Source organism: Acetobacter sp. AN02, assembly GCF_029759835.1.
In the GTDB taxonomy this organism is placed as follows: domain Bacteria; phylum Pseudomonadota; class Alphaproteobacteria; order Acetobacterales; family Acetobacteraceae; genus Acetobacter.
Genome location: NZ_JAJJND010000075.1, coordinates 1 through 11,563 on the forward strand (window position 1 = coordinate 1; position 11,563 = coordinate 11,563).

An 11,563-nucleotide genomic window follows, 5' to 3' on the forward strand; every position below is an offset into this window, starting at 1 on the left:
CCCATGGCGTATCTGTCCCATAATGCTTCCTTCCACTCGCGTGAAAATATTACACCATCAAACCCCGGGACTAAACATCTAATACCCAGTTCACGACTTTTCTCCCGCAGGACGGATGCAAGCTGCGTATCCCGCTTCAGATCCTTCAGTGCCACACCCTGCTGTGCGCGGCTCAGACCATCCCACTCTTTAACAAACCGCGCTGCCCGCAATTCCGGACTCTTCCGCACCCTGTCCTCATGCTCCAGCCCCTCGACCAGTTTGCGCGCCCGCGCCGGACCTTCCAGACCATACAGCACCTGCCTGATGTCCGGCTGATGCTTCAGCGCTGCCCTCATATCCGCTTCCCCGCCAGGCCGGACCCGCTCCAGATCCCGTACAGCGTCAGACAGCGCCTTCTTCTGATGCTCCAGCACCGGCAGCTCCTGGCGCACCATGCGCTCGGCATCCACCCAGGCCCGCGCATATCGCTCCACCGCCTGCTGTAACGGATCACCACCCGCTACAAACCCATCCAGCCCGGCCGGAACCTGCTCGCGCTTCACATACCGCAGCTGCAGCCCCGCAAAGGGTGAAACAGGAGCCTCACGCTCAACCCCGCTATTCCCCTTACTGACCTCAGCCTCCATCCCGTCCGGCACGTCTTTTTCTCTGATGCGACGAGCAGACCCCACGGACAGCTCCAGCCCGTCAAACATCCCGCGTTTCTGCTCTGCCGGTGCAGGTTCCGGCCCATGGGCCACTTCGCTCTGCCTGTCCTGCCGGAAGCCAGAGACAGCCTTGCCGCGCGCCACTACGATCCCGCTCGCAGGGACTTCCAGACCGCGCCGCTGCGCGAACCCGGCATCCTGATCCCGGTCATGCAGGTAATCCAGCGTGGTATCCTTCAGCCGCTCACGCGACAGCCGCTTCACCAGCCCGTCCCGGTCGCCCACACCATCCGAGCTCCAATGAACAGACACACTGTCCCGATGCCGCGACAGCGCCACATAGGCCCCGTGCCGGTCCATACTCCCCGTCGCCAGAACATGGGCCCGCTCCACCGTTACACCCTGCGATTTATGGATGGTGGCCGCATAGCCATGATCCAGCGCGTCATACTCCGCCACCGACACAGACACGAGATGACCAGAACCGACACCATCCTTCCCGTCGAGCTGCACCGACAGCACCAGATCCCCGGCCCCTGCCGATCCCTCAATGCCCCGTATTGTGCCCAGCGTGCCGTTCTTTACCCCCATCTCCCGGTCATTACGCAGGAAGTAGACACGCTCCCCTTCGGCAAACACCCGCTCACCCTGAGCTGTGGAAACCAGTACATCTTCGCCCAGCTCACCCGCCTCCCTGCGGATCTCACGCGCCGCCTCATTCAGCGCCCGCACATCGACACGCCGATGCGCCAGCATGATCTGACTGCCCTCTGGCGCAGCCTGACGGGCTTCCTCCCACCCGGCCACCACCCCGGCCCGCGCCTCTTTCAGAGTGTCATGACCGCGCACGAGGCCAGCCGCCTCATAGCGCCCCAACGCCATGTCGGTCCGCCCGGTCGCCAACTCCTTCGTGGCATCCTGCTGCCAGCCGTCACGTTGACGACGTACTGTCGTGATCTCCACCGACCCGACCCGCTCGGCCACCGCCCGGAATGCACCACCAGCCTCAATCGCCTGCAACTGCTCGGGATCGCCAACCAGAACCACCTTGGCCCCAGCACCGCGCGCGGCTGACAACACCCGCTCCATCTGCCGTGATCCCACTATGCCGGCCTCATCCACCACCAGCACGTCCCCGCGCTCCAGACGGTCCCGCCCTTTCGCCCAGGCCAGCTCTAACGATGCAAGGGTACGGCGCTCGATCCCGGGCCCACCCTGCAACCCTTCCGCCGCGATCCCCGACAGCGCCGCCCCGCGTACCCGATACCCAGCCTCTTCCCATGCCTCACGGGCCACACCCAGCATGGTGCTCTTCCCCGTCCCGGCATACCCGACCACCACGGACAGGTCGCGGGACTTCGTGACCTCGCCCACCGCCAGCGCCTGCTCGTCCCCAAGACCGGAATGCTGCATCGCTGCCCGACGCACCGCCAGCGGCATCGCATGCCCCTGGGACTACCCCATCGCGAGCGATGCCTCTTCCAGACGCTGCTCGACCCCGATCATCTCCCGCGTGGAGAACCGTTCCCGCCCATGCCCGTCTTTCCCGAGGGCCACCAGCTCCGGGCACGCCTCCACCTGAACCATGACGGCCGTAAACTGTTCAGCATCCACCGTATGCCGGTCCACGAACCGCGCAAGATCCCGCCGGGTAAATGTGCTCTGCTGTCGGGTCAGCACCTCCAGCGCCACATGCGGATCCGCCAGCAACCGTTCACCATTGCGCCGTGCGATCTCCAGATGGTCAGCAACCCGTTCCGCATCCTCGCCCCGCTCTTCCCGGCGCATCCCGGCCGGGCCAATCTTGTTCTGCGGCTCAAGGTCGATCCCCTGCTCAACAAAGGACCGATGGTCAATCCGTACATCCAGATCCAGATCAGCCAGTCGTTCATTGGCGAGCGACGCCCACCGCTCCCGCCATATCAGCAGCAGGTCCTTGTCATTCCACGAGCGTTCTTTCGTACCAAACCCGTTCTCATCCACAGACCGCGTGGACAGCATCACATGGGCATGGGGCTTCGCCTGTCCGTCTTCGCCAATATCCCAATGCACATTGAGATCGGCCACCATACCGCGTTCCACGAACTGCTCCCGTACGAAATCCCGTGCCAGCGCGATCCCCTGCGCCTGAGTCATTTCGCGTGGGAGTGCAAACTCCACTTCACGGGAAAGCTGGGCATCCTTACGCTTCTCGATCGCCTCGACTTCGTTCCACAGAACAGACCGAGCGAGAAGCCGATCCGGCGCACCATCGGGCAGCAGGATCTCGGAATGCACCACGCCGCTCTTGTTGGAGAAATCATGAGCGCGATCCAGACGCACGTCATGCAGACGAGATGCCGCACGATAGGCTGCCGCCGCCACGGCGCTTCGTCCGGTAGCGCGGCTGATGACCTTTGCATGCAGGTGATAGATCGCCATGGACACAATACTATCACATCCTTTAAGCGCACGTCACGAAGTGACGTATAAGCGCGCACTCAAATTTTACGATACCATATAAGGTTGCTTACTCTGGGTAAGTGACGCGGTTCTCGCCTGTATGTAGAGTATGGAAAAAAACCAGCAGGACAGGAGATTGGAAATGCGCAAACCACGGGACATTGATACGGAACTGAAGGCGCTTCAGGAAAAGGCAAAGCAGCTTAAGGTGCAACGGACCATCCAGCTCGGCGAACTGGTCGAGGCAACGGGAGCTGATACCCTGTCGATCGAGGCGCTGGTCGGGGTTCTTCTTGCAGCTGTCGAACAGGCGGACGGCAAACCTGAAGCCGTTGCGAGGTGGACCGAACGGGGGACCGCGTTCTTTCAGGAAGGCACAAAAAAGGGCGGTCGGAAAGGAACCGGAAACGATCAGAATGGGGCTTCTGACGCTTGAGAGACGGATCAGGAAGCAGGCGGCCCTGATCCATCGCCATCAGGCACGAAAGGCACGCACCGACATGCGCGACTGGGCAAAGGCGCGACGGGAACGGACCCATCATCTGATCGAACTGGGCGGCCTGGTCCAGAAAGCGGGACTGGTCGATCTGACCGAGGATGACCGTGCCACCCTGCTCGGGGCCTTCCTGGACATTGCGGGGCAGCTTCGGGATGGCAGGAATACCGCTTCAGGCGACCTGAAAACACGCTGGAGGCGTACGGGGCTTCATGCCTTCGATGCCGAAAAAGAGCATGTGAAAAAGAAAGAACCGGAGACATCATCATGAAAAAAAGATCGCTGATTTTAACAGCCGTGACGCTCCTTCTTTTGCCGGCTTCAGGCTTTGCCCAGAGTACAGGAGACTGGTTGCCTCAGTCAGGGGTTAAATCGCCCTATAGTCCTCTGGCCGTTCCAACAACACTCAAACCCGTGCAGGACTCTCTGGCCAGTCTGTTGAGCAAAGGTTACCGGATTACGACTACGGCGGATTATGGCGCCTCAGGAGCCCTTTTCACGCTGACCCGGCAGAAACAGAGCGTGCTCTGCGTTCTAACAGCTCCGACGCCGGAAACGGATCAGAATGTCTCGACATCACGCTGCTGGTCGCTGAATTAAAGGTCACAAAAGTCTACAGGCCTGACGGACTGGGAAAATACCAGAAACCGTGCCTTACGCGACGTTTCTGGGCCGGCCGCCTTTCGCACCATTCCGACGTGCGGCAGCCGCCTTTGCGGGACTGGCGGAAGATCCGCCCACACGTCCCATCTGTGCTGCCATCCAGCTTCGGGAACCGTAGATACCGTGAATGAGACCCTCGACCAGGACATCAGCATCAAGACGGGGCCAGTGAAGCCCATTACCCAGCGGGGTGATCTTGATCTCAGCCAGATCATTCAGGGAGGCCCCCTGCAAATCCTGTAACAGATCCACCGGTACGCTCATTTCAACACCGTTGGAGAGCGTGACATGAAGAGCGCGGCGCGCACGGATAAACCGTGCGGAGACCGCATGAGGAACTGTCGCTCTATGAAGTGCGTCTGCTTTACGAGCGGCCTGATAGTTCATGTCATTCGCCATGTATCTTCTCCCATGCTTCAGACAGCATCTCAGCGTGGTCCTGCACAATGACAAGGGCTTCCTGTATGACCTTATCTTTCATGCCACCTGCCCGTATCAGGCGGGCTTTCCTGCCAATTCAATGACTTCTTCTCCATCCGCGCTTATGACGTGAACGTGCATCGGCACATGATCCGCCGTGTAAATCACGACACGAAACCCATTGATGCGTAGAAGCGTCGGTATAATTCACCATATCTCTAGCGCTTGGGTTTTTCAATCAAAACCATCCCGCTGAAAATCAGGGGGAGCATGATATCTGCACGGTCAGATAGAAATGGACGGCCCATCAATCCCAGACAAAGCTAGCAGAGCGCCATAGGAGGCCGCACAAAGCGTAAACCCATTATCGTCCACCAAACCAGCCACTACACATGGTAACGCCTGTAAGGCCATCCTGTGGCGTCTGGTGGGTATACTGCGACACGTGAGCCGCTGAATGACCGTCTGAACACCGTCGTGTCCTGAGCAGATTACGGTCTTGCCTGGTTTTTCTGGCATTACAGGCGTCGGGCGAGCGCGGAGCGGGAGCCCCGTAGGGCGGCGACGGCGCCGACGCGGGAGAGGAAGGTGCCTCTGGTGGGAGATCGTGCGAAGCGCTATCGGGGCGGCCGCAGGCCGCAAGCCGGTGGGGCGGAGCCCCCAAGAGGCGGTGCCTGGGTTCGATTTGGCGGAAAACTTCAAGCAATAAAAAGTTATCCACAGCCTTAGAGTGTTTAATAGGTGTTTAAGTTGTGTTACGGCTTTTCGGAGTTAGGATAACACATTGAATAATAATGGTTTTATTAGACGATTTCGTCGTCTTGTGAATCCACTATGACGATAAACTGAATCCACTATGACGATAAACTGAATCCACTATGACGATAGCAAGCATGCGTAATTGAAATGACGATAAGCTCAAACTGAATCTAATATGACGATAATTGGCTTGCGTATGTGAAGTGACGATAGTAGCTATCTGTAATTGAAATGACGATAGAATCTTCTCCTTCCTTGTTCGACATTGCGCCTTCCCTGGCTATGGAAGGTGAGGATCGCACACCCCTCTTGCCAGTCCGCCATCCAAATCAGGACCTATTCATCTGTGACGTGCTCGATGCCATTCCCAAAGATGATATGGCGTCAATGGAGCATCCTGTTTTTTCGCTCTCGACCAAGCCTGACACTCGGATGCGACGCTATGAACACAATGGGAATCTCATAGAGATCATCCCGTCTGGCAAAGGGCTGGCAACGATCCATGACAAGGATATCCTAATCTACTGCATCTCTCAGCTCGTTGCGAAAATGAATCACGGCGAACAACCAAGCCGAACACTCCGCCTTCAAGCTTATGACATGCTGGTCGCTACCAATCGTCAAACCAGCGGGGCAGGCTATAGACTACTGACCGACGCGTTGACGCGCTTGCGCGGAACAACCGTGCGAACCAACATTCAAACAGGCGGCATTGAAGAAACGCGAATTTTTGGTTTGATCGAAGAAGCTAGAATCACCCGTAAGACGTTCGATGGCCGAATGCTTGATCTCGAAATCACTCTGTCAGAGTGGGTCTATCGTTCAGTCATCAGCAAGAACGTCCTAACACTTCACCGAGACTATTTCCGACTTCGTAAACCATTCGAACGACGCATGTACGAGCTAGCCCGCAAACACTGCGGTATGAAAGATGAATGGAAGATCGGATTAGAGCTGCTGCAAAAAAAATGTGGCTCAAATAGCCCGCTTCGCGTCTTTCGATCCTTGGTTAAGAAAGTTTGTGCGCATGACATCAGCCATGCTCATTTTCCTGACTATGCCATCACAATGGCCGACGACATCATTCTATTTCGCAACCGTTTGAGCCTTAACACAAAGGCCGACGTTATTGTCCCCGTCAGGGATGCCCCCTACATTGATCCCGAAACCATGCATGACGCTAAAACCGTTGCGCCAGGATATGACATTTATGCTCTCCATGACGAATGGGTTTCATGGTGGCACGACATGGGGAAACCCGAGCTTAAAAGCCCTGCCGGTGCCTTTATTGGCTTTTGTAAAAAACGGCACGAACGCAGCCCAATGCGCTGATTCCAGCGAATGCTGGCAAGTGTACATGCGTGCATGCAAACATAACCTCAGCTACACCTACCTACTTGCCTACAGGACTTTCTCCCATCTTGCGTAGCCAGTCGTTAAACGCGTCGGCCATCGCGTCCTGTAAACTCATCCCATGCTTTCTGGCGGTCATATGCATGGCAAACGACATTTCCGGGCTAAAATAGCCCGTCATGGCTTTCTTTCCTTGACGGCTCGGCGCAACCGGCTTGCTGTCTGTGGCAGCAACCTTGCTTTCTGATGTGGCTACAGCCGACGATATTGCGGAAGCACGATCCCGCAACGACAGTAGAGACCCCTTCCGGCTCATGCACTAGCTCTCCGCTTTCTCGATGATTGCATGTTTACATGCTTGCATGTCCACTTGTAAAGCAGCCTTACCTCATCAGACGCCTTGCCTTTTGGCTCTATTTCCATTGCAGTTTTCCCTTCCGCCGCCGCATGACGAAAAACTGCACGATCAGCGATAATATGTGGGCATGCGTTTAGCCCGTAGCTTTCTACGAGTTGTGTGGCCTCCTCATACATACGCGGAGCGGTCGGACTTCCCGCTGTAAAAACGACGAAGGCTGGTTTGCCACGCATTTTTATAAGACTGGCAGTAGTTTTGATCGCTGCCAGATCGAATGCACTCGGCCGACATGGAATTAACACTAAATCGGCGACTTCAACGGCAGCACTAGCCGCACTATCAGCGTGAGGCGGAGTATCAATCACGATGAACTCAGCGCCCTGACTCATTGCCTGTTCGATCTTAGCCGCGAGGCGCGGCGGAGCACTGTCAATCACAACCGGCGGAGCATCTTTACGCCATGCCGCCCATTGGCTCGCAGTTGCCTGTGGGTCCACATCAATCACCAATGCCGTATGGCCAGTATCCTCAGCAGCCGCAGCCAGATGCAAAGCCAGAGTGGTTTTTCCAGCCCCACCCTTCTGACTGATAATCGCTATTGTTGGCATGTGAACGTCCTTACATGACCGCATGTTTGCATGCAGTCATACGCGATAACCTACTAGACCGACAATAGAGAACGACAGAAAGCAACCCATATTCAACGGCCGATAAACTCACCTTTCCCTATGCACAATGGCAGCAACAGTGTTCTTGCTGATTCCCAGATCGCGGGCGATCCATCTATAACTCCGCTTTTCAGCCACCAGCGCCAGAACCTTCGGAGCCAGACGATCAGACTTTGGCCGCTGTCCTTTCTGTCGGCCGAGAACCTTCCCGCGCGCCCTGGCAGCGGCCAGACCGGACTTCACCCGCTCGCTGATCAGATCCCGCTCGAACTCCGCAATCCCGGCCAGAACTGTCGCCAGCATCCGTCCATGTGGCGTCGCCAGGTCGAACGTCATCCCCGTTATGGCGATCAGGGAAACACGATAGCTCTCCAGCTCCTGAAGCGTGGAGATGAGATCAATGGTCGAACGCCCCCAGCGGGACAGCTCCGTCACCAGGATGGCATCAATTCCACGGGCCTGGGCCAGTGCCATGACCTTTCGACGCTCGGCCCGATCCACTCGGACGCCAGAGCCGGTCTCCATGAAGATGCCAGACACTTCATAGCCCGCGCGTTCGGCAAACCGCTTCAGCTCGTCCTTCTGGCGCACGCAAGACTGATCAGCCGTGGAAACCCGGCAATAGATGACCGCGCATTGTCCCATTTGAACCCTCCCGGAAAAACCACCATGCAGCCCTTGATACACCGTGGCTCCGGTCTGTCCCAATCTGACTATGCGTCACTTGGTACACTGGCAGGTACCGTAAAGATTTCCAACAGTTCCACCGCAACCATAGGCTCCATTCCACAAGCCGAAACGGTTGCTTTTTCCGGTAATCATAACGTTCTCACATTGGGATCCGGCCAAAATCTATCTGCTCTTCCGAACGTTACTGGTTTCACCAATACGGACAAGATTGACCTCGACGGTTTGCCGATGGCCGCTGACGCTACAATTCAATATTCTGGCACGACGCTGACTATCACATCCAATGGCAAGACCGTTACGTGGCCTAACTTCAATGTTGCTCCGGGTACCAAGCTTAAGCTGGAGAAAGAAGCCGATGGCAGCCTTGCCATCGTCTGTTTCCTATCCGGCAGCATGATCCGTACGCTGGAAGGTGATGTTGCAGTAGAAGATATTCAAATTGGTGACCGAGTTGTTGCCTTTGACTGGGAGAACAACAAAGAGATCATCCGTCCAGTTGTGTGGGCCGGAAAAGCACGCACCATGGTCCGCCCTGAACTGTCATATGATGAAGCTGGCTGGCCTGTGCGTATTCTCAAAAACGCGATTGCTGATGGCGTGCCCTACAAGGACATGCTGATTACTTCTGAACATTGCCTGTTCTTCGAAGGCCGCTTTGTACCAGCCCGGATGCTCGTCAACGGCAGATCCATCTTCTATGATAAATCCTTCACGTCCTATGACTACTACCATATCGAAACAGATCATCACTCCGTCATAACAGCAGATGGCATGCTGACCGAGAGTTATCTCGATACCGGCAATCGCTCTTCTTTCCATCAGGAAGGTAAGGTCGTAGCTCTGCGTGGTGCGGCGGTGAAAAATTGGGCTGACGACGCGGGTGCACCTCTGGGGGTGGAGCGGTCCTTCGTAGAACCCATCTTCAGGGCCTTGGAAGCTCGTGAAAACAAGGTCATTGGCTGCCAGCAGCATTTCTCAGAAACTGTTGAGACAACCGACGATCCTGACCTGCATCTGATTACCCAAACAGGTGCAGTGATTCGGCCCATGCGCAAGACAGCGGATAACTACAGTTTCATGCTTCCGCCGAACACTGACTCTGTGCGGATTATCTCGCGCTCCAGCCGCCCCTCAGACGTAATTGGCCCGTTTGTAGATGACCGTCGCTACATGGGCGTTGCTGTTGCAGACGTGCATCTTCAGTGCGCCAAACAGCAGTTCGAGATCACCACTCACGTTCAGGGAGAGAAACCTGCTGGCTGGTATGATTTTGGCTGGACAGATTGTGCTTGGACCAATGGTGATGCAGAACTGCCTTTGACTGGTCACCTGACGGAGGGGCAAATGGGAATTCTCTCCATGACCATCCGTGCCGCGGGACCTTATCTGCTCAACACTCAGAAAACCTATGATATGAAGAGGCAGTCTGTTTAATTTCTGTTAGAGATTGATTCTGATAGGGGCTTTCCTTTTCTGGAAAGCCCTTTTATGTAAAAAACATGATCCAACCAGTGACTACCGCGTAGCTTGCTTGTAATTGAGAGCATGAATTCACTTTATACACTCAGATTTTGGCTGTGTCCCGTGGGGTGGTGTAGGAACACCGATCCTCGATAGGTTCGAGGTTATCAGGCAGCCATGGCTGGCAGGCTGATGGTTTGGTTATGGCTTATGGCGACCAATCCTTCCAGCGTCATGTAGCGTCGGCACACGGCCCATTCGTCGTTCTGCTCCAGCATCAAGGCCCCGACGAGACGGATGATGGCGGCGTCGTTGGGGAAAATGCCGATGACGTCGCAGCGACGCTTGATCTCCCGGTTCACCCGCTCGATCGGGTTCGTCGACGAGATCTGGGTCCAGTGCTCCCGGGGAAAGCCCATGTAGGCCAGCACATCCGGCTCTGTCCGCTCCATGAAGTCCGCCAGTTTCGGAAAGCCTTCGCGCAGCTTGTCCGTGACGTGCCGCCATTGGCGCGCGGCATCGTCCGCCGTTTCCTGCGTGAAGATCGTGCGCAACAGGGCCGTGATGGCAGGACGTTGTTTCGCGTGGGCATAAGCGAGTGCATTGCGCAGCCAGTGCACCCGGCAGCGTTGCAGGGTCGCGTTGAACACGCGACCGGCCGCGGCGCGCAGCCCGGCATGCGCGTCGGCCACCACCAGCTTCACGCCACGCAGGCCGCGATCGGCCAGGGAACGCAGGAAATCCGTCCAGAACGCTTCCGCTTCGGACGGTCCCGTCGCCACGCCCAGCACTTCACGGCGGCCATCGGTGTTCACGCCCACGGCGATTATCACGGCGATCGACACGATCCGGCCGCCCTGGCGCAATTTCAGATACGTCGCATCGATCCACAGATACGGCCATTCGCCCTCGATCGGCCGGGACAGGAAGGAGTTGACCCGCTCGTCGATCTCCCCGACCAGACGGCTGACTTGGCTTTTGGAGACGCCGCCGGCACCCATGGCGCGGACGAGATCATCGACCGATCGCGTGGAAATCCCCTGCACATAGGCTTCCTGGATGACCGCCAGCAGCGCCTTTTCCGCCGTCCTCCGGGGCTCAAGGAAGGTCGGGAAATAGCTGCCCTTGCGCAGCTTCGGGATCGCAAGCTCCACCGTGCCCGCCCGCGTGTCCCAGTTCCGGGCGCGGTAGCCGTTGCGCTGGGTTGAGCGGGAGGCCGAACGCGCGCCCAACGGCGCCCCAGTCCGGGCCTCGACCTCCATCTCCATCATCCGATCGGCAGCAAACGCCAGCATCTCACGAACAAAATCGCCATCAGACGCTTGCTCCACAAGCTCAAGCAGCGCCATCTTCTCGTCAGTCATCGTCAGGTCCTTCAGGTTCAGTTTCGCACCCGAACCCTATCAAAGACCGGCGGTGGCCGCCTCAGCAGCCAATCTCACTCCTACACCACCCCACGGGACACAGCCCAGATTTTAGTCAGCTGTGACAAAATACCTGATCCAGAGCCTTGCTATGCCGGCAATCTAGGGCCTGTTAGATCTTGAAATACTTCCCATATTGTATGGATGGAAGAAGGAGACGGAACAGGCACTTTTACGGA

Annotated in this window: 11 protein-coding genes and 1 pseudogene; 5 read left to right on the plus strand and 7 right to left on the minus strand. The window is 57.0% G+C overall.

Features of this window, described 5'->3' with window-relative positions:
• Positions 1-77 precede the first annotated feature (77 nt).
• Positions 78-3,071, minus strand: a pseudogene (traA, locus tag LOC54_RS09075) (Ti-type conjugative transfer relaxase TraA); the annotation flags it as partial.
• 163 nt (positions 3,072-3,234) lie between these two features.
• Between traA and LOC54_RS09085 the strand changes: the two are divergent.
• From LOC54_RS09085 to LOC54_RS09095, 3 genes are all read left to right on the plus strand, one after another.
• Positions 3,235-3,528, plus strand: a complete 294-nt coding sequence (locus LOC54_RS09085; RefSeq protein ID WP_279313497.1) for a conjugal transfer protein TraD — start codon at positions 3,235-3,237, stop codon at positions 3,526-3,528.
• A gap of 64 nt (positions 3,529-3,592) precedes the next feature.
• The gene (locus LOC54_RS09090; protein ID WP_279313505.1) at positions 3,593-3,859 is read left to right on the plus strand and encodes a conjugal transfer protein TraD; all 267 of its coding nucleotides are present in this window, start codon (positions 3,593-3,595) and stop codon (positions 3,857-3,859) included.
• Entirely contained in the window at positions 3,856-4,188 is a 333-nt protein-coding gene (locus LOC54_RS09095; RefSeq protein ID WP_279313498.1) for a hypothetical protein, read from the plus strand. The genes LOC54_RS09090 and LOC54_RS09095 overlap by 4 nt, the downstream gene beginning before the upstream one ends.
• A gap of 54 nt (positions 4,189-4,242) precedes the next feature.
• On the opposite strand, the gene LOC54_RS09100 is transcribed toward LOC54_RS09095, so the two are convergent.
• Complete coding sequence (locus LOC54_RS09100; RefSeq protein WP_279313499.1) at positions 4,243-4,650, minus strand: DUF2442 domain-containing protein; 408 nt, start codon at positions 4,648-4,650, stop codon at positions 4,243-4,245.
• Positions 4,651-4,746: 96 nt separating this feature from the next.
• Positions 4,747-4,812: a hypothetical protein gene (locus LOC54_RS12360; protein WP_279313506.1), complete on the minus strand. Its 66-nt coding sequence runs from the start codon at positions 4,810-4,812 to the stop codon at positions 4,747-4,749.
• Positions 4,813-5,661: 849 nt separating this feature from the next.
• Between LOC54_RS12360 and LOC54_RS09110 the strand changes: the two genes are divergently transcribed.
• The gene (locus LOC54_RS09110; RefSeq protein WP_347709395.1) at positions 5,662-6,762 is read left to right on the plus strand and encodes a replication initiator protein A; all 1,101 of its coding nucleotides are present in this window, start codon (positions 5,662-5,664) and stop codon (positions 6,760-6,762) included.
• Positions 6,763-6,823: 61 nt separating this feature from the next.
• On the opposite strand, the gene LOC54_RS09115 is transcribed toward LOC54_RS09110, so the two are convergent.
• The 3 genes from LOC54_RS09115 to LOC54_RS09125 all read right to left on the minus strand — a co-directional run bounded on the left by LOC54_RS09115 (position 6,824) and on the right by LOC54_RS09125 (position 8,454).
• On the minus strand, positions 6,824-7,099 hold the full coding sequence (locus LOC54_RS09115) for a ribbon-helix-helix domain-containing protein (protein ID WP_153431766.1): 276 nt from the start codon (positions 7,097-7,099) through the stop codon (positions 6,824-6,826).
• Positions 7,096-7,749, minus strand: coding sequence for a ParA family partition ATPase (gene parA, locus LOC54_RS09120; RefSeq protein WP_045543362.1), 654 nt, complete (start codon positions 7,747-7,749; stop codon positions 7,096-7,098). Before parA ends, LOC54_RS09115 begins: the two co-directional genes overlap by 4 nt.
• A gap of 108 nt (positions 7,750-7,857) precedes the next feature.
• The gene (locus LOC54_RS09125; RefSeq protein WP_279313501.1) at positions 7,858-8,454 is read right to left on the minus strand and encodes a recombinase family protein; all 597 of its coding nucleotides are present in this window, start codon (positions 8,452-8,454) and stop codon (positions 7,858-7,860) included.
• 24 nt (positions 8,455-8,478) lie between these two features.
• Here LOC54_RS09125 and LOC54_RS09130 point away from each other — a divergent pair, with 24 nt between their 5' ends.
• Positions 8,479-9,933, plus strand: coding sequence for a Hint domain-containing protein (locus tag LOC54_RS09130; protein ID WP_279313502.1), 1,455 nt, complete (start codon positions 8,479-8,481; stop codon positions 9,931-9,933).
• A 194-nt stretch (positions 9,934-10,127) separates the two neighbouring features.
• Here the strand turns inward: LOC54_RS09130 and LOC54_RS09135 are convergent, their stop codons facing one another.
• Positions 10,128-11,324, minus strand: a complete 1,197-nt coding sequence (locus tag LOC54_RS09135; RefSeq protein WP_279313503.1) for an IS256 family transposase — start codon at positions 11,322-11,324, stop codon at positions 10,128-10,130.
• Positions 11,325-11,563 lie beyond the last annotated feature (239 nt).

Bases quoted from the DNA above. Each gene is read 5' to 3' on its own strand.
- LOC54_RS09100 (WP_279313499.1), bottom strand. From the start codon at position 4,650: ATGGCGAATGACATGAACTATCAGGCCGCTCGTAAAGCAGACGCACTT.
- LOC54_RS09095 (WP_279313498.1), top strand. From the start codon at position 3,856: ATGAAAAAAAGATCGCTGATTTTAACAGCCGTGACGCTCCTTCTTTTG.
- parA (WP_045543362.1), bottom strand. From the start codon at position 7,749: ATGCCAACAATAGCGATTATCAGTCAGAAGGGTGGGGCTGGAAAAACC.
- LOC54_RS09130 (WP_279313502.1), top strand. From the start codon at position 8,479: ATGCAGCCCTTGATACACCGTGGCTCCGGTCTGTCCCAATCTGACTAT.
- LOC54_RS09125 (WP_279313501.1), bottom strand. From the start codon at position 8,454: ATGGGACAATGCGCGGTCATCTATTGCCGGGTTTCCACGGCTGATCAG.
- LOC54_RS09085 (WP_279313497.1), top strand. From the start codon at position 3,235: ATGCGCAAACCACGGGACATTGATACGGAACTGAAGGCGCTTCAGGAA.
- LOC54_RS09115 (WP_153431766.1), bottom strand. From the start codon at position 7,099: ATGAGCCGGAAGGGGTCTCTACTGTCGTTGCGGGATCGTGCTTCCGCA.
- LOC54_RS09135 (WP_279313503.1), bottom strand. From the start codon at position 11,324: ATGACTGACGAGAAGATGGCGCTGCTTGAGCTTGTGGAGCAAGCGTCT.
- LOC54_RS09110 (WP_347709395.1), top strand. From the start codon at position 5,662: ATGACGATAGAATCTTCTCCTTCCTTGTTCGACATTGCGCCTTCCCTG.
- LOC54_RS09090 (WP_279313505.1), top strand. From the start codon at position 3,593: ATGCGCGACTGGGCAAAGGCGCGACGGGAACGGACCCATCATCTGATC.